This window comes from Nonomuraea sp. NPDC003214, from assembly GCF_053590035.1.
Genome location: NZ_JBSFSX010000012.1, coordinates 143,493 through 164,691, shown reverse-complemented (window position 1 = coordinate 164,691; position 21,199 = coordinate 143,493). Strand labels below are relative to the sequence as shown.

Here is a 21,199-nt window from a genome sequence, read left to right as displayed (position 1 = left end):
GTGGGGAGAATCCGTGTTGCACGAGAAACTGTCGTCGATCTATGACAACGTCCTGCGCCGCAATCCTGGGGAGATCGAGTTCCACCAGGCGGTGCGCGAGGTGCTGGAAAGCATCGGCCCAGTGCTCGGCAAGCACCCTGAATACGCCGAATCGAAGATCATAGAGCGTATTTGCGAGCCCGAGCGGCAGATCATCTTCCGCGTGCCGTGGGAGGACGACCGCGGCGAGGTGCACATCAACCGCGGCTTCCGGGTCGAGTTCAACAGCGCCCTCGGCCCGTACAAAGGCGGCCTGCGCTTTCACCCGTCCGTCTACCTGGGAATCGTGAAGTTCCTCGGCTTCGAGCAGATCTTCAAGAACAGCCTCACCGGGCTGCCCATCGGCGGCGGCAAGGGCGGCTCCGACTTCGACCCCAAGGGCCGCTCGGAGCGCGAGATCATGCGCTTCTGCCAGAGCTTCATGACCGAGCTCTACCGCCACATCGGCGAGTACACCGACGTCCCCGCCGGTGACATCGGCGTCGGCGGGCGCGAGGTCGGCTTCCTGTTCGGCCAGTACAAGCGCATCACCAACCGGTACGAGTCCGGCGTCATCACCGGCAAGGGCCTCGCCTACGGCGGCGCCCAGGTACGCACCGAGGCCACCGGCTACGGGTGCGCCTTCTTCGTGGACGAGATGCTCAAGGCGCGCGGCACGTCGTTCGACGGCAAGCGGGTCGTCGTCTCCGGCTCCGGCAACGTCGCCGTCTACACCATCGAGAAGGTCCAGCAGCTCGGCGGCACGGTCGTGGCCTGCTCCGACTCCTCCGGCTACGTCCTCGACGACAAGGGCATCGACCTGGAGCTGCTCAAGCAGGTCAAGCAGGTCGAGCGCGCCCGGCTCGACGTCTACGCCGAGCGCCGCGGCGAGCACGTCTCGTTCGTGCCCGGCCGCAGCGTGTGGGAGGTGCCCTGCCAGGTCGCCATGCCGTCGGCCACGCAGAACGAGATCACCGGCCGCGACGCCGCCCACCTCGTCGAAGGCGGCCTGCTGGCCGTCGGCGAGGGCGCCAACATGCCCACCACGCCCGAAGGCATCAAGGTCTTCCTTGACGCGGGCGTGGCCTTCGGCCCCGGCAAGGCCGCCAACGCCGGCGGCGTCGCCACCAGCGCCCTGGAGATGCAGCAGAACGCCAGCCGCGACTCCTGGACGTTCGAGTTCTCCGAGCACCGGCTCCAGGAGATCATGCGCGACATCCACGGCCGCTGCCTGCAGACCGCCGACGAGTACGGCATGCCGGGCAACTACGTCGCCGGCTCCAACATCGACGGCTTCCGCCGCGTGGCCGACGCGATGCTCGCCCTGGGTCTGATCTAAACCATGTACTGGTCGTGGCGCAGGTAGAGGTCGGCCAGCTCCTCGGCGCTGGGCTGCCGGCCGCTCGCCATCAGCGCCACGCTCTCCTCGAAGTACGCCTCCCGCGGCGCGCCCGGCGTGAAAAGGATCAGCATCGACGCCGGCTCGCCGGACTCGTTGCGGAAGGCGTGGACGCCGCCCTCGGGCACGAACAGGAAGTCGCCCGGCTTCCCGTCGATCCAGGTCGTGCCGTCGTAGAGCCAGATCGTGCCGGACAGCACGTAGAAGGACTCGGTGATGGTCCGGTGGAAGTGCGGCGCCGGGCCTGACGGCCGCGGCCCCATCTCCCACCGGTAGAGCCCGAACGCGCCGTTCGTGCTCGCGCCCGTGCCCAGGTAGTGGGCGGCGCCTCCGCCGCCCATCCGCAGGTCGGGCGGCGCGTCGGCGGGGCGCAGCACGGCGTTCCGCTCGCCGCTCTCGCCGAAATAGCGGGGTTCGGGGTAGGACATGAGGCTCCTTCGCGGCTCGTGGTCCTCCCGAGCATAGGGCGGGCCCGTCGCCCGCCCTCCGGCCCGGGGGTCCGGTCAGGCGCGGTGACGGCCCCGGCGCTGGTGGGCCGTGCGGCGGGCGCCGCCGCCCCGGGAGGGGGCGGTGTCCTCCGACGACTGCCGCTGGGGCGGGCCCGTCAGCGCCATCTGCTGGTGCGCCGCCGTACGGGCCTGCTGGGCGGCCGTGCGGTGGCGGCGGCCACGCAGCGGCGCGTCCTGCGCGAACGGCTCCAGGTACTGCGGCGACACGCCCCCGTTGCGGTGCCGGCGCCCGCGCGGGGGAGCGTCGGCGGCGAACCCCGGCTCCTCGATCGGGTGCTCGTAGCGCCTCCGCCGCCCGGCGTAACCGTGCTGGCGGACGGGAGGCCGGGCGAACGCGTCGAACGCGTCGAACGTGTCGGCGCTGCCCCCGGGCACGAGCGCGGCCCCGTCCGAGAACACCGGCCGCGCGAACTCCCCAGTGGTCGCCGGGATGCGGTCGAACTCCCCGGTGGTCGCCGGGACGCGCGCGAACTCGCCTGTGGTTTCCGGCAGGCGGTCGAACTCCCCGGTCCCTGCCGGGATGCGGGCGAACTCCCCGGTGGTTTCCGGGAGGCGGGTGAAGGCGTTGAAGGGGGTGGTCGCCGGGGGGATGACGATGGGGGCGACCGAGGCGGTGACCGGGATGACGATGGGCTCGAACGGCCCCGTGGTCGCCGGTGCGGGCGTGGGGACGACGAGGGGCTCACGCGGGGTGGTGACCGGCGTGGCGGTGTCCTGGAGGGAGCGGAGCGCGCTGACGGGCTCGGCGGCGTCCAGGAGCTTGGGCGGCGCGGCGAGCTCGACGGCGTCGCGCCTGGCGGCCAGGGAGACGCGCTTGCGCGGCTTGCGGCGGCGGTGGGCCGGGGCGGCGGGAGGCGCGGCGACAGCGGCGACGGCACGGCCGGCCGGGCGCAGGCGCAGGCTCCTGGTCTTGGCGATGGCCAGCACCGCGAGCGCCGCGACGAGGGCGGAGGTGACCAGCGTGGTGGAGTCGGCGGGCGCGGCCGGGGTGGCGATGGAGGCGTCCACGATGGCGGGCATCGGCCCGGTGGTGGCCGCGCTGGTGTCGGCGGTCGAGTGCTTGGCGTGCTTGCCGGGCTTGGGCGCGGCGGAGGCGGCCTTGCCGTCGGTGGACGGCGCTCCCACCTGGGACTGGGGCGCGGTGGCGGTCTTGGCGTCCTTGGAGGGCTTGGCGGCCGTGGCGGGGGCGTCGGGCCGCGTGCGGGACTCGGTCTTGGGCTGGGTGCGCCCTGACTCGGTCCGCCCGGAGTCGGGCGAGGCGATCTCCAGGTTCTGCAGCGAGCCGGTGCGGGCGCCGGGCGTGGGGGCGGCGAGGGGAATGCGCAGGTCGCTCTCGGCGCGCGGGATCAGCGTCGTGAGCTGCTCGGACGGCTGGGAGGTGCCGGCCTCGGCGGATCGGGTGCCGGCCTCCTTCAGGACGCGCTGGGCCTCCTTCTCGTCCAGCCGTTCCTTGATCTTCCACGGGTAGCCGTAGCCGACGACCTTGCTGGTGTCGCGTTCCTTGCGTTTGGCGACGCCGCCGTCGATGTTGCCCTCGATGGTGAAGATCCGGCCGCCCTCGACGCGGGTGACGACCCCGACGTGGTCGATGCGGTCGATGTCGTTGGTGCCGCTCCAGTCGTAGAAGACGAACGCGCCGGGCTGCGGCTTGGTGCCCCAGGCGTCCTGCCGCTTGAACCACTTGGCGTGCGCCACGGTCCAGGCGAACTGCCCCATCCACTCCTCGTACCCGAGCTTGGTGGCCGCCCAGGAGAGGAACATGTCGCACCAGGGCGCGCCGGTGTAGTCGGCGTCGAACTCGACGTTGGAGCCGTACCAGTCGCCGAACTTGGTGTACGCGCCGGCCTTCTCCGAGTAGCCGAGCTGGCTCTCGAGAAGATCGATGAACTTCTTCATCTCTGGGGTCGTCATGGAAGTGCGGGGGAACCCTTCCGAGCCGGGCCGGTTTCGGCACGAGCGTCCCGGGGTACCAGGGGTAGTCCTGGGACGGTCGTGACGAACCGGAGACCTGTGTTCGTCCGTGATGCAGGAGGCTACCGGCACGTAACGGCAGGTCAAGCACGCGCAAAGACACTGCCATCCGTTGTCCATGGCCGATACCGCAGGTCAGCTATGTTACGGAAGTGTCACGACAAAGGTGATAAAACCTCAAAAGATCTACCGAACCGGGCGTGTCGTTCCCGTTTAGAACGGAATTCGGTAGCGTGGACCATCATGACGATCGAGGCCGCCACCGACGGAGCCAGAGCTGAGGCGCTGACCGAGCTGGCCGAGCGGACCAGACGCCTCATGGACGCCGTGGCCACCACCGGCGCGCCCCCGGACGAGCTGGCCGCCGTCGCCGCCGAGCTGGAGGCCCTGACCAGGCGGCTCGGCGGATCCACCGGCCAGGCCCCGCACCCGTACGAGATCGCCCCCGACGGCAGCCTGCGCGCCCTCGGCAACGCCGTCGTGGGCGCGGCGAACCCGTTCGCCCTCCCGCTCGTCGTCGAGCGGACAGCGGCCGGGGTGCGGGCCGAGGTGACGTTCCGGCCGCTGCACGAGGGGCCGCCCGGCGGCGTCCACGGCGGCATCAGCGCGATGGTGCTCGACCACCTGCTCGGCCAGGCCAACGCCGCCGCCGGGTTCGCGGGCGTGACCGTCTCGCTCACCATGACCTACCGGGCGATGGTCCCGTACGGCGCCCCCGTCGTCGCCACGGCCGAGCACACGCGGTCGGAGGGCCGCAAGAACTGGGCCGGCGGCCGCATCAGCGCGCCCGACGGCACGGTGCTCGTGGAGGCGGCCGGGCTGTTCGTCACCCCCGCCGCCTGGGTGCGCGACGGGCTGCCGGTCCGGGGCGCCGCTCAGAGCGGCGAATAGAGCACGAAGACGTTGCCCGACGGGTCGCGCAGCACCGCCCGGGTCTCGTGCGGCCCCGCCTCCGGCGCCCGCACCACCTCGGCGCCGCGCGCCGCCAGCTCCGCCACCGCCGCCGCCGTGTCGTCCACCCGGTACGAGGGCGCGGCCGACGCGGTGACGTGCTCGGCCGGACCGGCCAGCGCGATCGTCACCCCGCCCGCGTCCAGCGCCGCGAACCTGTCGCCGTCCCGGAACCGCACCGGCAGCCCGTAGAACGCGATCGCCTGGTCCAGATCGGTGACGGGAATCAGCACGTTGCCGAGCCTCACACTGGCCTCCCCTGAGCTGGTCGTGCTCCCAGCATCCGGCGTCCGGGCGCGCCGCCGCATCCTGCTGTGTGCCCGGCCTCAGCCGGTGGCCGGGGCAGCCTCCGGGGTCGGGCGGGTGGTGGCGGGCGACGGGGACGGCGTGGCGGGGGTGCGGGTCGGGCACGGCGGGCCGTCCACGGGCACCTCGCGGATCTGGGGGCCGTTGGCGGCGGCCGGCTCCGTCATGGCGAGGATCGCCAGGTACGCCCGGTCGCCGCAGGGCACCGCCGCAGGGGTGCGGCCCACCTGGGCCGTGTACGCGGTGCGGCCCGTGAGGGTGTGCGTCTCCTGGCCCACCTCGCGGGCCTCGCCGCCGTTCTCCCGTCGCAGGTACGCGATCCGCAGGCGTACGGGGCCCGGGCCGTCGGCCAGGACGCGCACCGAGCCCGCCGAGCCGTCCCAGGCCAGGACGCCCGCCTCCCGCACCGACGGGGGAGCCGGCGGCCGGGTCGGGGTCGGGGGCGGGGTCGGGGACGGGGTGGGCGCGGCGGACGGCCGCACCGCCGACGCCGTCGCCGTAGGGGCCCGGGGCGTGGACGGCGGCGTGCGTGTAGGCGTGCGCGTGGCGCGGCGGTCGGCGGGGGGCGCGGTGCCGGGCGGCGGGGTGTCCGGCGGGTCGCGCCTGTCGAGGGTGGTGACCGGGTCCAGCGCGCTCGGAGTGTCGTCCGGGGGGAGCAGCACCGCGCCCGGCGGGACCCGGCCCTCGGCCATCAGCAGCGTGACCGCCACCGCCACCACCGTCGCGCCCGCCAGCCACAGATGCGTCGGCACCCCGGCCGCCCACGCCGTCCCGCGCCCCCTCCGCGCCCCACGGGAGGGCCGGGGCGCGTCCCCGGACGGGGAGGCGGCGGGGGAGCTGCGAGCAGTGACCTCTGCGCGAGGGCGTGCGGCCGGGGCCGCGTCGGCCAGCGGGAACCGGAGGGCCAGCAGGGTGGCCAGCTCGCCCAGGTGGCGGCGTCCGCGTTTCTCCCATTCGGGCCCGTACGCGGTGAGGGCGTCACGTTCCAGCTCGGCGGCGAACCGGCGGGCCGAGGCGAACCGGGCGGCGGGGTCCTTGGCGAGGCCGAGGCGGAGCAGGTTGCGCAGGGAGTCCGGGGCGACCTCCAGCGGCACCGGCTCCACCAGGTGCCTGTCGCGCAGCGCCGGGACGCTGTCACCCCGGTAGGGCACGCGGCCCCGTACGGCCTCGAAGAGCACGCACGCCGTCGCGTACAGGTCGGCGGGCGGCCCGGCCTCGCCGCGCGTCCACAGCTCGGGCGACATGTACGGCGGGCTGCCGGGCGGGACGCCGGGCTCCTCGGCGTGCGCCACGACGCCGAAGTCGGTCAGCTTGACGGCCCCGTCGGCCTGGACGAGCACGTTGCCCGGCTGGACGTCGCGGTGCGCCAGCCCCCGCTCGTGGGCGGCGGCCAGACCGCCCAGCACGGCCTTGACCAGGGCGAGCGCGGCCTCGGGGCGCACCCGGCCGTGCTCGGCCAGGATCGCGCGCAGCGACACCCCGTCGACCAGCTCGGTCACGACCGCCGCCCGGCTGCCCGTCCGCACGTACTCGTACGTCCTGGCCACGCCGGGGTCGTCGAGGTCCACCAGGATCGCGGCGTCCTCGGCGAAGCGGGCCATGAAGGCGTCGTCGCGGCGCAGGGTGGCGTTCAGGTACTTGACGGCCACGTGCGCCCCGGTGGCCTGGTACGTGGAGAGGAAGACGCGGCCGGTCCGGCCCTCGCCCAGCTGGCGTACGTCGCGATAACCAGGGACCAAGTGGAACCCCCAAGGCAGACCGTCCAGGATTCGACGTTCTCACCCGAGGTTCCGGTTGTCACGAAATATCCGGCAGCGACGCGTACACCGCCTCCGTCAGGTGGTAGGCCCGCATGCTGCCCGACACCATGTCGGCCATCCGGTTCATCACGTAGCCCACGGCCAGCTCGTGCTCCGGATCGCCCAGCCCGAGGAACCCGCCCATCCCGCTGTGCCCGAACGCCGTGCGCGACGGCATCAGGAACGTCATCGACGGCCGCATGAACCCGAGCCCGAACGAGCTGTCGACCACCAGCACCCGGTCGGGCCCCGCGACCCGGGGCCGGATCGCGTCGGCCAGCGTCGCGGGCCGCAGCAGCTCGCCCGCCACCAGCGCCCGGTAGAAGCCGGCCAGTCCGGCGGCCGTGGTGACGACGCCCGCCGCCGGCCAGCCCGCGCGCAGGATGACGGGGTGGTTCGCGCCGCCGTCGAGGAGCCGCATCGCCGGGTTACCGAGCGCCCGGTTCATCAGGCTCTCCGGGTCCCGCGCCGCCGCGGCCATCCGGTCGATCACGTCACCCCCACCAGGGGCCTCACGGGGCGCGACGGTCTCCGAAGGGGTCTCCGAGGGGGCCTCCGGGACGGGCTCCGCGGCGGGCTCCGGGGCGGGCGTCGCGGGGCGGCGGGCGGGGCCCGTGATCCGGGCGGCGCGGGCGATGACGTCGTCCGGCGCGCCCATCCACAGGTCCAGCCCGAGCGGCCCGGCGATCTCCGCCGCCACCAGCTCGCCGACGGACTTGCCCGTCACCCGCCGCACGACCTCGCCGACGAGGAACCCGTACGTGAGCGCGTGATAGCCGTGCGCCGACCCGGGCTCCCACAGCGGCTCCTGGCCCGCCAGCCGGGCGGCCATCGCCGGCTGGTCGCCGAACTCCGCCACGGGCACCGGCGTCTCGATCACCGGCAGCCCGGCCTGGTGGGTGAGCAGATGCTCGACGGTGACCGCACGGGCGGCGAACTCCGGCCACACGTCGGCCACCGGCGCGGCCAGGTCCACCAGCCCGCGCTCGGCGAGCTGGAGCAGGACGGTCGCGGTGAGCGCCTTGGTGCAGGAGTACGCGAACGCCGGGGTGTCGCGCAGCCACGGCCGCCCGGTGTGCCGGTCGGCGATCCCGTCCCACAGGTCGACGACCAGCTCGCCGCGATGGTAGACGGCGAAGGCGGCGCCGAGCTCCTGTCCGTCGGCGAACTGCCGCTCGAACACCTCGCGCACGCGGGCGAACCGTGGATCGCAGTGCATCGTCCCTCCGGGGGCAAGGAAGCGCTTACTTGGCCAGCCGAGCGTAACAACGCAAAGGACAACCAGGCACCCCTCCTGATATGTCACGATATGCATGGGTACAAATACACACTGTGACTACTGTGAGACGCGTAGAAATCGGCTGGCCCAGCTTGGGCATGGCCGTCACGGCAGAACTGGACGAGCGCAACGCCGCTCTGGCACAGAGCCTGTGGGACGCGCTGCCGTACCGCAGCCTGCAGGGCCATGCCCTGGTGGCGGGCCATCACCTCTATCACGTAGCACCGGTCCACCAGATGCTGCACCAAGCAGCCACGCACTCGGTGGACCGGCGGACCGTGCCCGACGGCACGATCTTCTCATCCCGGCTGCAACACCTCGGGATCAAGTACGGCGAACTCACCGAGCCGATGCCGGCCACGCCCATCGGCCGCATCACCGAAGGCGACCTCGACACGCTCGTCGAAGCCGGCCAGGCCGTCTGGGAGGCGGTCTACCGCACCAAGAAACCCGTCATCGCCGAGGTCAGAAGGGCCGGTGAGAGCTTCGGGCACAGCCTGCCCCGCCTGACCGTCTCCGACCCGGAGGTCGACGCCCTGATCGCCGACCTGCACGCCGAGACCGAGCGGATCTGGCTGGTCCCGCCGCAGGAGCTGGTCGACCTGCACGAAGGCCGCATCACCTCGAACGCGGGCAGCTTCGAGACCGTCCTCACGACCCTGCTGTTCGTCAACGGCGAGACCCGGCCGCTCGGCTACGCCTGCTACGGCGGGCTGGTGCGGGCCGCCTACGAGCAGATGCCGATGGAGTCGCTGCACCAGATGGCCAGGGTCCTGGCCAAGACCCCGGCCGAGTTCCTCGGCTACTGCGGCCTGCAGACGCTGTGGGGGTTCACCGAGAGGCTGTTCGACGTCCTGGACCGGCTCGACGACCGCGAGGACTTCGTCGCGGTCATGTCGCACATGGCCCTGTACGTCAACTGCCTCGGCGGCTGGAACCTGCATCTGTTCCCCTGGCAGGTGGGCGACCACCTGCGGCGCGTGCGAGCGCTCGGGTGAACGCGCAGGCGCAGGTCGTCGTCATCGGCGGCGGGGTCATCGGCCTGTCGATCGCCTACCACCTGGCCGAGGCCGGGGTGCGCACCGTGCTGCTGGAGCGCGGCGAGCTCGGGTCCGGCGCGTCGAGGGCCACGGCCGACGTCGTCAGGTCGTACTTCGCGGGCAACCCGGTCAGCTCGGCGATGGCCGTCCGCAGCCTGGAGGCCTACCAGGCCTTCGGGTCGCGGCCGGCCGCCCAGGTGCCGCTGCGGCAGGTCGGCTACCTGGTGCTGCTCACCGAGCCGGAACAGGTGGCGGCGATCGAGGCCGAGCTGCCCGCGCAGCGGGCGGCCGGGGTGCGGGTCGAGCTCGTCGACGCGGGAGAGGCCCGCCGGCTCAACCCGCTCGTCGGCCCCGACCTGCCGCTGCTGGCCGCCGCCTGGTCGCCCCAGGCGTACGTGTCGGACACGGCGGCGATCGTGGCCGGATACGCCGAGGGCGCCAGGCGGGCCGGGGCGAAGCTGCGCACCGGCTGCCCGGTGCTCTCCGTCGACCCCGACCGGGGCCGGGTCGAGACCACCGACGGCACGATCACGGCCGAGGCCGTCGTGTGCGCCGCCGGCGCCTGGTCCGCGCCGCTCGCCCGGTCGGCGGGCGTCGACCTGCCGCTCACCGAGCCGGTCACCCAGGAGCTGCTGCTGACCGACCCGCTGACCGAGCTGTCGCCCATCCCGTCCGTCCCGGTCACCCTGCACGCGGCGAGCGGCCTGCTCATGCGGCTGCGCGGGGACCGGATCCTGATCGGCATGGGCTACCCGGACCGGGACAGGGAGGCCTGGCGCGCCCGCGTCGCGGAGCGGCTGGCCGACACGTACCCGCGCCTGGCCGGGGTGGCGCTGCACCCGGCGATCAGCGGCGTGCGGGACGCCAGCCCGGACAAGACGGCGTTCATCGGGCACCGGCCAGGGCCGCCCGCGTTCCTGTACGCGGCCGGGTTCTCCGGGCACGGGCTGTGCAACGCGCCCGCCGCCGGGGAGCTCGTCCGCGATCTCTACCTGGGCAAGGACCCGTGGCTCGACGTCGCGGACCTGGCCGTGGAAAGGGCCGGATGACCATGACGACCGAACAGGAGAGCCGGGAGACCGGGCGGGCCTTCGTGCTCGACCCGGCCACCCCGGACGTGCACGCCGACAACGAGCGGCTGCGGGAGGCGGGGCCGCTGGTCCCGGTCGAGGTCGAGGGGGTGCGCGCGTGGGCGGCCACCCGCTACGCGACGCTGGCGGCCGTGCTGGCCCACCCCGACCTGTCCAGGGACGTCAGCCACTGGGCTCCGGAGGGCCGGGCCGCCGTCCGCAAGGCCACGGCCGTGGAGAAGATCACCTCGGACACGTCCATGCTGAACTCCGAGGGCGAGACCCACAAGCGCCTGCGCGGGCCGCTGATCAAGGCGTTCACCGCCCGCCGGGTGCAGGGGCTGCGGCCCAGGATCGAGCGGATGGCCGCCGCGCTCGTCGACGAGCTGGCCGCACTGCCGCCCGAGCCCGTCGACCTGCGGCTGCACTACGCCTACCCGCTGCCGCGCGACGTCATCTCCGAGCTGATGGGCATCCCGCCCGGCATGCGCGACGAGCTGCACGAGCTCACCGACGTGGCCGCCCGCGTCGGCGACGGCCCGGACGACGTCAGCGGCTCCCGCGACGCCCTGTACGTGCTGCTCGACAAGGTCATCGAGGTGCGGCGCGGCACGCCGGGCGAGGACGTGATCACCGACCTGATCAGCGTGCGCGAGCAGGACGGGGAGCGGCTGACGCGCTCGGAGCTGCTCGACACGATCGAGCTGCTGTTCATCGCCGGGCACGTGACGACCGTCAACCTCATCACCAACGCCATCCGGGCCATGCTCACCCAGCCGGGCCAGCTCGACCTCGTGCTCGGCGGCTCGCTGCCGTGGAGCGCGGTCGTGGAGGAGACGCTGCGCTGGGACTCGCCGGTCGCCCACTTCCCGATGCGCTACGCCGTACGGGACCTGGAGATCGACGGGGTCACGGTGCGGAAGGGGGAGGCGGTGCTGGCCTGCTTCGCCTCCGCCGGGCGCGACCCCGACCAGTACGGCGAGCGGGCCTGCCGGTTCGACGCGGCGGCGCCGCAGTCGGGGCACCTGTCGTTCGGGCACGGGCCGCACTTCTGCCTGGGGGCGCCGCTGGCCCGGATGGAGGGCGAGGTGGCGCTGGCCGCGCTGTTCACGGCCTTCCCGGAGATGAAGCTCGCCGGGCCCGCCAGCGGCACCCGGCCGCTGGGCACGGTGCTGGGCAACAGCACCCGGTCGCTGCCGGTGCTGCTGGGCAGGCGGGCGGGATGAGCGGGACGACGGCCCGCCGGGTTCCGCCCGGCGGGCCGGACCCGTTGCGGGCCGGCCGCCGGGCCTCCGGGCGGTCCAGGCCCGCCCGGACGCCCGGGTTCGGGGAGGCGCTGGTGCGCGGGCTGACCGCGGCCGGGCCCCGGGACGCGCTGGTGTGCGGGCAGGAGCGGTTGAGCGGGGAGCGGGTGCTGGCCATGACGGCCTCGGCCGCCGCCGCTCTGGAGGCGCGCGGCGTGCGCGCCGGGCAGGCGATCGCCCTGCTGTACGGCGGTCGGCCGGAGTCGCTTGCCGGACGGCTCGTGACGCTCGCGCTCGGCTGCCCGGCCATCCTGGTGCCCGCCGGGCTGCCGCCGGAGACCGCCGCCCGCGCGATGCGCGCGACGGGCGCCACGACTCTGCTGTACGAGGCCGGGCGGCAGGAGGACGCCGAGGCGCTGCTGCGGATCTGCCCGGTGCCCGTCCACGGCCCGCTCGACCGGCTGCTCGCCACCGCGGGCGCCGGGACGGCGACGATCCCGGCCGGCCGGGGCCTGGCGTCGGTGACGTTCACCAACGGCACGACGGGGGAGCGCAAGGCCGTCGCCTACAGCCATGCCGTCGAGGCCGCGCAGCTCGGCGCGGCCAGGGCGCTGATTGGGCCCGGGGCGTGGCGCTTCCTGGTGTGGCCGGGCTTCCACCTGCCCACGCTGACCGCGCTGTGGACGCTGGCGACCGGCGGCACGGCGGTCCTGGCGACCGGCGAGGACGCCGGGCGCGAACGCGAGCTGATCGCCCGCGAGGGCGTCACCCATGTGCTGGCCGGGCCGCCGTTCGGCTTCTACGGCCTGGCCCGGCGGCTCGGCCACGTGCCCGGCGTGCGCCAGATCCTGTACGGGGGAGCCCCGGCGGTGCCGGCCCGCAGCCGGGAGGCCGTCGAGGCGCTGGGCCGCGTGGTGCGGCAGTCGTACGGGCTGACCGAGGGCGGGTTCGTCACCACCCTGTCGCCCGCCGACCACGCGCGGCCGGGGCTGCTCGCGTCCGTGGGCCGGGCCGTGGCGGGGGTGGAGCTGGAGATCCGCGACGAGCGCGGGGCTCGCGTGCCGGACGGCGAGGTGGGCGAGGTGTGGACGCGCTCGCCGCAGGTCATGACCGGCTACCTGGGCGATCCCGGGCTCACCGCGGCCACGCTGCGCGACGGCTGGGTCCGCACCGGCGACCTCGGCCGCCTCACGCCGCCCGCGGAAGGCCGCCACCTGTTCCTGGTGGACCGGGCCGGGAGCGGGCTGCCGCCCGGCGTGCACGCCTATCCGGTCGAACAGGTGCTCACCGGGCACCCCGGGGTGTCCGACGCTGCCGTGTTCGCGCTGCCGGACGGGGGCGTGGGGGCGGCCGTCGCCGGGCGGGCCGATGAGCCGGAGCTGCGCGAGCTGGTGCGCGGGGCGCTCGGCCCGGCCTGTGAGCCCCGGCGGCTGTGGCTGATGGACGACCTGCCCCGCACCGGCTCCGGCAAGCCCGACAAGTCCGCCCTCCATGCCCGGTACGGCCGCCGGTCCGGCTGACCCGGCGGGTCCCGCTAGGCGAGCGCGGAGATCAGCCCGATCGTCAGGGCGGTGCGCTCCGGGATGTGCTCGACCAGCACGTACTCGTGCCGGGCGTGCGCGCCGTCGCCGACCGCGCCCATGCCGTCGAGCACCGGCCGGCCCAGCCCGGAGACGAAGTTGCCGTCGCTGGCCCCGCCGACCGACGCCTCCTCCAGGGTCCAGCCCTGGGCGGCGGCCGTGGCCTGCGCCTCCTTGAACAGCCGCCGCGAGGGCGGGTTCGGCGTCATCGGCGGCCGGTTCCAGGAGCCGGCCACGGACACGCTCACCCGGGGGTCGCTCGGCCGCAGGCCCGCGAACAGCGCGTCGATCCGCTCCATCTCGGCGAAGTCGCTGACCCGCACGTCGACGCCGCAGGTGGCGAGCCCGGCGGCCACGTTGCGGCCGGTGCCGCCGCTGATCAGGCCGACGTTCACGGTGGTGCCCAGCTCCGGCCTGCCCCCGGCGGCGATCACCGTGACCAGCTCGGCGAGCGCGTGCACGGCGCTCGCGCCCGCCGTCGGGTCGAGCCCGGCGTGCGCCTCGACGCCCGTCACCGTCACGTCGAACAGGCCCACTCCCTTGCGCGCCGTCTTCACCGCCCCGCGCAGCGACGCCTCGAACACCAGGCTGGCCAGCACGTCGGCGCTGGCGGCCTCGATGTGCTGCCGCGAGGCCGGGCTGCCGATCTCCTCGTCACCGTTGAACAGGAACCTGACGCCCGGATGCGGCAGCCCGAGCTCGCGCAGCCCCCGCAGCGCCCAGATCGACTGCACCAGCCCGGTCTTCATGTCGAACACGCCGGGCCCGGTCGCCTTGCCGTCGACCACAGCGAACGGCCACCCGGCCAGCGTCCCGGCAGGCCACACCGTGTCGTAGTGGCTCATCATCAGCACCTCACCGGGCGCGGTGCCCCGGTAGGTCAGCTCCAGCACGTCGCCGTGCGCGCCGCCGTCGTGCACGACCTCGTCGTCCGGCGTGCCGAGCCGCTCGACGGCCAGCGCGCGCACCGCCCGCAGCCCGGCGGCCAGCGCCGCCTTGTCGTAGCTGGGCGTCTCCAGCTCGACCAGGTTCTTGATGTCGTCGAGCATGGCCGGCAGAGCCTGCCGGCTCCAGTCGGTGATGGACAAGGGAGATCCTTCCTAGGCGACGGGCGCGCCGGGGCCGAGCGGGATGCCGAGCCACCAGAACACCAGGAACAGCAGCGTCCAGACGACGAGCAGGGTGAACGCGAGCGGGATGGTCATCGAAGCCAGTGTGCCGATCCCGGCCGAGCGGCGGTAGCGCTGCAGGAAGCCGAGCGCCATCACGAAGTACGGGCTCATCGGGGTGATGGCGTTCGTGCAGGAGTCGGCGATGCGGTAGAGCGCCTGGGTGTACTCCGGCGGGATGTCGAGCAGCATGAGCATCGGCACGAACACCGGCCCGACCAGCGCCCACTGCGCCGACCCGCTCGTCACCACCAGGTTGATCACGGTCACCACGATCAGGATGCCCAGGAACACCACCGGCCCCGACACCCCGGCCGACTTCAGCAGGTCGGCGCCGTTGATCGCGATGATCTCGCCGATGCCGGTCCACTTGAAGAAGGCCAGGAACTGCGAGATCGCGAAGAACAGCACCAGGATCGGCGCCATCTCGCGCAGCCCGTGCGCCATGAAGTCGGGGATGTCGCGGCTGCTGGTGATGCTCCCGGCCGCCTTGCCGTACGCCCAGCCGGCGGCCAGGAACGCCAGCGCGAGGAAGATCGCGATGGAGCCGAGCAGCGGCGACTGGACGAGGCTGCCGCCCTCGCCGCGCAGCGGCGATCCGGCGGGCAGCACGGCCAGCACCAGCGCGACGACGAACACGACCAGTGCGATCAGCGCGGCCCGCAGGCCGCGGCGCTCCTCGGGGCGCAGGGTGAGCGAGCCGAGGTCGTCCTCCTCGGCGTCCTCGTCCACGGGCAGCGACTCGACCCGGCGGGCCAGCACCCGCTCGGTCACCACGGTGATCACGGCGGCGAGCACCACGGAGGAGGCGATCGAGAAGTAGTAGTTGGCCAGCGGCGTGACCACGTAGGCCGGGTCGATCGTCTGCGCGGCGGCGGTGGTCAGCCCGGACAGGATGGCGTCGACCGGCGTCACCAGGGGACTGGCGTCGTAACCGGCGGAGATGGACACGAACGCCACCACGATGCCGAGGATCGGGCTGCGGCCGACCGCGCGGAAGGCGAGCGCGCCGAGCGGGATCAGCACCACGTAGGCGGCGTCGGAGGCGACGTGCGACACCATGCCGGTGAAGGCCAGCGCGAACGTCACCCACCGGGGCGACACCTTGGCCACGCCCGAGCGCAGCACCGCGGCCAGCAGCCCGGACCGCTCCGCGACGGCCACGCCGAGCATCACCACGAGGATCGTGCCGAGCGGCGCGAACGACGTGTAGTTGTCGATGGCCCCGTCGATCATCGTCGTGACGCCGTCGGCGGACAGCAGGTTCTTGGCCACCACCTGCTTGCCGCTGGCCGGGTTCACCGCGGACACGCCGGCCGCGGCCAGGCCCCAGCTCACCAGTGCCAGGACTCCCGCCAGGATGACGAACAGCCAGAACGGGTGCGGCAGTTTGTTGCCGAGGCGCTCGATCCCTCCCAGGACGCGCAGCAGGCCGTTCATCGGTCAGGCTCCTTTCCCGTTAATGGTCACCCATTACAGGGGCGATGACCGATTTTGGCAAGTAAAATGTTCTGGCTGGCTGAATCAGTCGTCCAAACACGCCTGGCTGGAAGATACAGTCTTGACATGCTCGACGACGCCGATCTCGACCTGGTCGCGGCGCTGCAGATCGCCCCCCGCGCCTCGGCCGCCGCCCTCGCCGACGTGCTCGGCATGTCCGCCAGCACCGCCGGGCGGCGGCTCGCCCGGATGGAGGAGCAGCGCATCCTGCGGGTGATCGGCCAGGTCGACTGGGCCGCCCGCGCCGAGGGCAACCCGCGCCACGTCTGGGTCACCACCGAGCCCGGCGCCTCCAGCCGCGTCGCGCGCGCCCTGGCCGACCTGCCCGAGGCCCAGCTCGTCGCCGAGACGTCCGGCAAGTCCGACGTCTACTGCGCCGTCCACCCCGTCGACCGGGCGCAGGCCCGCGAACTGCTCACCGCCCGCATCCCCTCGGTCCCCGGCATCGTCGCCACCCACTCCGAGCTGGTGCTGCGCGCCCTCACCAAGGCCGACTCCTGGCGGCTGCACCGCCTCGACGACGCCCAGGTCCGCGCCCTGTCGGAGCCCGCCGAACAGGCCGAGGAGCCCGCCCGCGGCGCCGACGAGCACGGCGTGCTGCGCCTGCTGCGCACCGACGGCCGCATCACCGCCGCGCAGGCCGCCCGCGCCCTCGGCCTCAGCCAGTCCACCGCCTACCGCATGATCCAGTCACTGCTGCGGCGCGGCGTCGTCCGCCCCCGCGTCGAGATCGAGCCCGCGCTGCTCGGCTACTCGCTGGAGGTCGTCATCGCGCTGACCGTCTCGCCCGGCGCCATCCAGCCGGTCGCCGACGAGCTCGCCCGCCACCCGTCCGCCCGCTACGTCTCCATCGTCGCCGGCACCACCTCCGTCATCCACCAGGGCGTCTTCCGCCACGAGGACGACCTCGGCGACTTCCTCACGCGCGACCTCGCCCACCTGCCCGGCATCACCGCGCTCCAGGTCTCCGTGGTGCTCAAGATGCTGCGCCGCTACTGGATCTACCGGGAGGACGGCCGGTTGGTCAGCCCGTAAGGTGCTGGGCGTGAAAGTCACGATGCCCGGCCTGACGGCCGCCGACCATGTGTTCACCGTGCCGCTCGACCACGCCGACCCCGGCGGCGCCACGATCCAGGTGTTCGCCCGAGAGATCCGCGACCCCGCCCACACCGGCGACCTGCCGTGGGCGCTGTTCCTCCAGGGCGGGCCCGGCGGCAAGTCCCCCCGGCTGACCGGCCAGGCGCACTGGCGGCACGTGCTCAAGACGCACCGGGTGCTCCTGCTCGACCAGCGCGGCACCGGCCTGAGCAGCCCCGCCACCGCCACCGGCACCGACGAGGAGCTGGCGGCCCGGCTGCGCCACTACCGCGCCGACGCCATCGTGGCCGACTGCGAGCACATCAGGAAGGCCCTCGGCATCGAGCAGTGGGAGACCTGGGGGCAGAGCTACGGCGGCTTCGTCACCCTCACCTATCTGTCGCAGGCCCCCGAGGCGCTGCGCGCCTGCCACATCACCGGCGGCCTGCCCGGCCTCGACGCCACCGCCGACGACGTCTACACGCGCACGTACGAGCGCGTCCGCGCCAAGGTCGCCCGCCACCACCGCCGCTACCCCGGCGACGCCGAGCGCGCCAGGCGCATCGCCGAGCACCTGGCCGGCAACGAGGTCCTGCTGCCCGACGGCGACCGGCTCACCGTCGAGCGCTTCCGCACCCTCGGCAAGAAGCTCGGCATGGGCGACGGCTCCGAACGCCTGCACTGGCAGCTCGCCGAGGCGTGGCACGGCGACCGCCTGTCCGACGAGTTCCTCTACGCGGTCATGATCGAGACCGGCTTCGTCGGCAGCCCCCTCTACGCCGTCCTGCACGAGTCCATCTACGCCCAGGGCGCCGCCACCCGCTGGTCGGCGGAGCGGCTGCGCCCCGCCGACTTCGACACGTTCGAGATGTTCACCGGCGAGATGATCTACCCGTGGATGTTCGACGACATCCGCGCGCTGCGTCCCTTCAAGGGCGCCGCCGAGATCCTCGCCGCCGCCGACGACTGGCCGCCGCTCTACGACCCGGCCCGGCTGGCCGCCAACGAGGTGCCCGTCGCCGCCGTCGTCTACCACGACGACATGTACGTCGACGCCGGCCTCTCGCTGGAGACCGCCGCCCGGGTCGGCAACGTGCGCGCCTGGGTCACCAACGAGTTCGAGCACGACGGCTTCCGCGTCGCCGCCGACCAGGTGGTGCCCCGGCTCATGCGGATGGTGACGGACCCGCTGTAGGCTCGCGCAGCGGCAGCCGCACCTCGAACCAGGTCGCGCCCGGCTCCGACCGGACCTTCAGGTCGCCGCCGTGCCGGCCCGCCACGATCCGGTAGGAGATGTCCAGCCCCAGCCCGGTGCCCTGGCCGACCGACTTCGTGGTGAAGAACGGCTCGAAGATCCGGTCCCGGATCGCCTCCGGCACGCCGGGGCCGGTGTCGCCGATCTCCACGATCGCCTCGTCCTCGTCGTGCGCGGTCCGGATCGTCAGCGTGCCCTCCTCGCCCATGGCGTCGAGCGCGTTGTGGATCAGGTTCGTCCACACCTGGTTCAGCTCGCCGCCGTAGCAGGGGATCGGCGGCAGCGTCCGGTCGTAGTCGGTCGTCACCGTGATGCCCGGCGGGATCTTGCCGCGGAAGATCGCGACCGTGCTGTCCAGCAGCTCGTGCACGTCCAGCACCTGGAACGGGGCGCGGTCCATCTGCGAGTACTGCTTGGCCGAGCCGATCAGCGAGGTGATCCGCTCGGTCGCCTCCGTCACCTCGCCCAGCATCTGCGAGATCTCCACCGCCTCCGCCAGCCAGCGCAGCGCGGCCGGGGCGTGCTCCTCGCCGACCTTCAGCCGCACCTTCTCCAGGTGCTCCCCGCCGAACCCGGCGTTGACCAGCGCCGGAGCCAGCTCCCAGGCGTCCTCCACGCCCAGCTCGTCCAGCGCCTCGCCGAGCTCGTCCTCGGCGTCGGAGATCTCCAGCGGCGTGCGCGCCGGCAGCTTGCCGACCGCCTCCATGCACGCCTCCTGCATCTCCACCAGCGCCCGCAGCCGCTCCGGCGGGATGCCGTTCTCCGCCAGCCTGGCCAGCTCCACCCGCGACGACCTGATCAGCGAGCGCAGCTCGCTCACCGCCCGCACCGCCGCGGCGGCCGGGTTGTTCAGCTCGTGGGTGAGGCCCGCCGTGATCGTGCCCAGCGCCGTCAGCCGCTGCCGCCGGTCGATGATCTCCCGCTGCAACCGGCCGCCCGACTGCAGCCCGTCCAGCAGGTGCATCGCCATCGGGAACCACTCGGCCACGATGTAGGCGAACTTGCGCGCCGGCAGGATGAACACCCGCGACGGCGCCGTCGCGCGCAACGTGTGCTGGTAGGTCTGCGGCGCCCGGTCACCCAGGTAGGCGGAGGTCGCGCCGCCGTAGACGCCCGGCTGCCCGGTGCGCGGCATGGCGACGGTCCCGGCGCTGACGGTCTCCGAGATCATCTGCACCTCGCCCTCCACCAGCACCGCGAAGCACTCCGCCGGCTCGCCCTGGCGGACGATCTCCGCGCCCTCCTCGAACTCCCGCATCCTGCCGCTGTCGGCCAGCTTGCCGAGCTGCTCGTCGGTCAGCCGCTCGAACAGGAAGAGCTTGCGCAGCTCATCGATGTCCACAGTGCTCATCGCTTCTCCAGATACCGGGCTCATTGCTTCTCCAGGTAGCGGTGCACGAGCGCGACGGCCATCGCGCCCTCCCCGACGGCCGAGGCCACCCGCTTGATCGACTCGGCGCGCACGTCACCCGCCGCCAGCACGCCCGGCACGTTCGTCTCCAGGAAGTACGGCTCCCGGCGCAACGTCCAGTTACGCGGCCGCCTGCCCCCCTGCACCAGGTCGGGCCCCGTCAGCACGAACCCCTTCGCGTCCCGCTCGACCGTCTCGCCCAGCCACGAGGTGTAGGGCTCCGCGCCGATGAACACGAACAGCCACTGCGCCTCGACCGTCCGCTCCTCGCCCTTGCGCGCGATCGACAGCCTCTCCAGGTGCCCGTTGCCCGCACCGCCCGTCACCTGGCTCTCCAGGTGCACCTCGATGTTGCCGATCGCCTGGATCTGCTCGACGAGGTAGTGCGACATGGACTTCTCCAGGCCGTCACCGCGCACCAGCAGGTGCACGCGGCTGGCGTACCCCGACAGGTGGACGGCCGCCTGGCCCGCCGAGTTGGCCGCGCCCACGATGTAGACCTCGCTGTCCCTGCACGACGGCGCCTCGGTCAGGGCCGCGCCGTAGTAGACGCCCCGGCCGACGAAGTCGTCCAGGCCCGGCGCGTCCAGCCGCCGGTAGGTCACGCCGGTCGCCAGGATCACCGCGTGCGCCGCGATCTCCCCGCCGTCCTTGAACCCGATCACCCGGGCCTGGCCGCGCGGCTCCAGATGCGTCACCTTCCGCGCGGTCAGCAGCTCCGCCCCGAACTTCAGCGCCTGCCTGCGCGCCCTGTCGGCGAGCTGCTGGCCCGAGACGCCGTCGGGGAAGCCCAGGTAGTTCTCGATCCTGGAGCTCTGCCCCGCCTGCCCGCCCGACGCGTGCGCCTCCACCAGCACCGTGTTGAGCCCCTCCGACGCGCCGTAGACGGCCGCGCCCAGCCCCGCCGGGCCGCCGCCGACCACGATCAGGTCGTAGAAGTCCGTCGCCGGCGTCGTCGACAGCCCCACCGCCGAGGCCAGCGTCGACTGGTCCGGCGCCTGCAGCGACGACCCGTCGGACGTCACCACCAGCGGCAGCCGGCACTCCTGCCCCGCCGCCGCCACGAGCTGCGCCCCGTCGGGCTCCTCGGCCAGCATCCACCGGTACGGCACGTGGTTGCGCGCCAGGAAGTCACGCACCTGGTAGGACGGCGCCGACCAGCGGTCGCCCACCACGCGCAGCTCCGCCACCGGCACCCGGTCCGTCCGCTGCCAGGCGTCGAGCTGCCCGTCGATCACCGGGTAGAACTTCTCCTCCGGCGGGTCCCACGGCTTGAGCAGATAATGGTCCAGATCCACCACGTTGATCGCCTGGATCGCCGCGTCGGTGTCGGCATAGGCGGTCAGCAGCACCCGTCGCGCGAACGGGTACATGTCCATCGCCTTTTCCAGGAACTCGACCCCGTTCATCTGCGGCATCCGGTAGTCCGCCAGGATGGCGGCCACCTCGTCACCACGCAGCCGCATCTCCTTGACCGCCTCGATGCCCTGCACGGCGGCCTCCGCGCGGACGATCCGGTAGTCGCGGCCGTAGCGGCGTCTGAGGTCGCGGGCCACCGCCCGCGACACGCCAGGATCGTCGTCGACCGTCACGATGACCGGCTTGTCCATTCCCCTGCCTC

General features: G+C 73.4%; 17 protein-coding genes. 8 read left to right on the top strand and 9 right to left on the bottom strand.

Annotation, left to right across the window (positions count from 1 at the left end):
- Window positions 1–13: 13 nt before the first annotated feature.
- Window positions 14–1,357, top strand: coding sequence for an NADP-specific glutamate dehydrogenase (gene gdhA, locus ACWDXC_RS34210; RefSeq protein WP_449988999.1), 1,344 nt, complete (start codon window positions 14–16; stop codon window positions 1,355–1,357).
- Here gdhA and ACWDXC_RS34205 read toward each other — a convergent pair.
- Both ACWDXC_RS34205 and ACWDXC_RS34200 read right to left on the bottom strand, forming a co-directional pair.
- A complete protein-coding gene (locus ACWDXC_RS34205) occupies window positions 1,354–1,845 on the bottom strand; it encodes a cupin domain-containing protein (protein WP_449988996.1) in 492 nt (163 codons plus the stop codon). The genes gdhA and ACWDXC_RS34205 overlap by 4 nt on opposite strands.
- Window positions 1,846–1,920: 75 nt before the next feature.
- Window positions 1,921–3,837, bottom strand: a complete 1,917-nt coding sequence (locus ACWDXC_RS34200; RefSeq protein WP_449988993.1) for a CHAP domain-containing protein — start codon at window positions 3,835–3,837, stop codon at window positions 1,921–1,923.
- 303 nt (window positions 3,838–4,140) lie between these two features.
- Between ACWDXC_RS34200 and ACWDXC_RS34195 the strand changes: the two genes are divergently transcribed.
- Window positions 4,141–4,788 carry a PaaI family thioesterase gene (locus ACWDXC_RS34195; protein ID WP_449988990.1) on the top strand — a complete coding sequence of 216 codons (648 nt, stop codon included), beginning with the start codon at window positions 4,141–4,143 and terminating at the stop codon, window positions 4,786–4,788.
- On the opposite strand, the gene ACWDXC_RS34190 is transcribed toward ACWDXC_RS34195, so the two are convergent.
- The 3 genes from ACWDXC_RS34190 to ACWDXC_RS34180 all read right to left on the bottom strand — a co-directional run bounded on the left by ACWDXC_RS34190 (window position 4,773) and on the right by ACWDXC_RS34180 (window position 8,172).
- Entirely contained in the window at window positions 4,773–5,096 is a 324-nt protein-coding gene (locus ACWDXC_RS34190; RefSeq protein ID WP_308125985.1) for a VOC family protein, read from the bottom strand. The genes ACWDXC_RS34195 and ACWDXC_RS34190 overlap by 16 nt on opposite strands.
- A gap of 78 nt (window positions 5,097–5,174) precedes the next feature.
- The gene (locus tag ACWDXC_RS34185) at window positions 5,175–6,893 is read right to left on the bottom strand and encodes a protein kinase domain-containing protein (protein ID WP_449988986.1); all 1,719 of its coding nucleotides are present in this window, start codon (window positions 6,891–6,893) and stop codon (window positions 5,175–5,177) included.
- Window positions 6,894–6,951: 58 nt separating this feature from the next.
- Entirely contained in the window at window positions 6,952–8,172 is a 1,221-nt protein-coding gene (locus tag ACWDXC_RS34180) for a serine hydrolase domain-containing protein (protein ID WP_449988983.1), read from the bottom strand.
- 122 nt (window positions 8,173–8,294) lie between these two features.
- Between ACWDXC_RS34180 and ACWDXC_RS34175 the strand changes: the two genes are divergently transcribed.
- The 4 genes from ACWDXC_RS34175 to ACWDXC_RS34160 are packed head-to-tail and all read left to right on the top strand — an operon-like array spanning window position 8,295 to window position 13,106.
- Window positions 8,295–9,230 (top strand): cucumopine synthase-related protein, encoded by a 936-nt coding sequence (locus ACWDXC_RS34175; RefSeq protein WP_449988980.1) that lies wholly within the window; start codon window positions 8,295–8,297, stop codon window positions 9,228–9,230.
- Window positions 9,227–10,321, top strand: coding sequence for an NAD(P)/FAD-dependent oxidoreductase (locus ACWDXC_RS34170; RefSeq protein WP_449988977.1), 1,095 nt, complete (start codon window positions 9,227–9,229; stop codon window positions 10,319–10,321). The genes ACWDXC_RS34175 and ACWDXC_RS34170 overlap by 4 nt, the downstream gene beginning before the upstream one ends.
- Window positions 10,322–10,323: 2 nt before the next feature.
- Window positions 10,324–11,568 carry a cytochrome P450 family protein gene (locus tag ACWDXC_RS34165; protein WP_449988974.1) on the top strand — a complete coding sequence of 415 codons (1,245 nt, stop codon included), beginning with the start codon at window positions 10,324–10,326 and terminating at the stop codon, window positions 11,566–11,568.
- Window positions 11,565–13,106, top strand: coding sequence for a class I adenylate-forming enzyme family protein (locus ACWDXC_RS34160; RefSeq protein ID WP_449988972.1), 1,542 nt, complete (start codon window positions 11,565–11,567; stop codon window positions 13,104–13,106). Before ACWDXC_RS34165 ends, ACWDXC_RS34160 begins: the two co-directional genes overlap by 4 nt.
- A gap of 14 nt (window positions 13,107–13,120) precedes the next feature.
- On the opposite strand, the gene ACWDXC_RS34155 is transcribed toward ACWDXC_RS34160, so the two are convergent.
- Both ACWDXC_RS34155 and ACWDXC_RS34150 read right to left on the bottom strand, forming a co-directional pair.
- On the bottom strand, window positions 13,121–14,215 hold the full coding sequence (locus ACWDXC_RS34155) for a M20 family metallopeptidase (protein WP_449989095.1): 1,095 nt from the start codon (window positions 14,213–14,215) through the stop codon (window positions 13,121–13,123).
- A 51-nt stretch (window positions 14,216–14,266) separates the two neighbouring features.
- A complete protein-coding gene (locus ACWDXC_RS34150; RefSeq protein WP_449988970.1) occupies window positions 14,267–15,775 on the bottom strand; it encodes an AbgT family transporter in 1,509 nt (502 codons plus the stop codon).
- Window positions 15,776–15,901: 126 nt separating this feature from the next.
- Here ACWDXC_RS34150 and ACWDXC_RS34145 point away from each other — a divergent pair, with 126 nt between their 5' ends.
- Together ACWDXC_RS34145 and ACWDXC_RS34140 are read left to right on the top strand one after the other, a co-directional pair.
- Window positions 15,902–16,870 (top strand): Lrp/AsnC family transcriptional regulator, encoded by a 969-nt coding sequence (locus tag ACWDXC_RS34145; RefSeq protein ID WP_449988967.1) that lies wholly within the window; start codon window positions 15,902–15,904, stop codon window positions 16,868–16,870.
- Window positions 16,871–16,880: 10 nt separating this feature from the next.
- On the top strand, window positions 16,881–18,107 hold the full coding sequence (locus ACWDXC_RS34140) for an alpha/beta fold hydrolase (RefSeq protein WP_449988964.1): 1,227 nt from the start codon (window positions 16,881–16,883) through the stop codon (window positions 18,105–18,107).
- Here ACWDXC_RS34140 and ACWDXC_RS34135 read toward each other — a convergent pair.
- Window positions 18,079–19,518, bottom strand: coding sequence for an ATP-binding protein (locus tag ACWDXC_RS34135; RefSeq protein ID WP_449988961.1), 1,440 nt, complete (start codon window positions 19,516–19,518; stop codon window positions 18,079–18,081). The genes ACWDXC_RS34140 and ACWDXC_RS34135 overlap by 29 nt on opposite strands.
- Before the next feature lie 20 nt (window positions 19,519–19,538).
- Window positions 19,539–21,188: an FAD-dependent oxidoreductase gene (locus ACWDXC_RS34130; RefSeq protein ID WP_449988958.1), complete on the bottom strand. Its 1,650-nt coding sequence runs from the start codon at window positions 21,186–21,188 to the stop codon at window positions 19,539–19,541.
- Window positions 21,189–21,199: the final 11 nt, after the last annotated feature.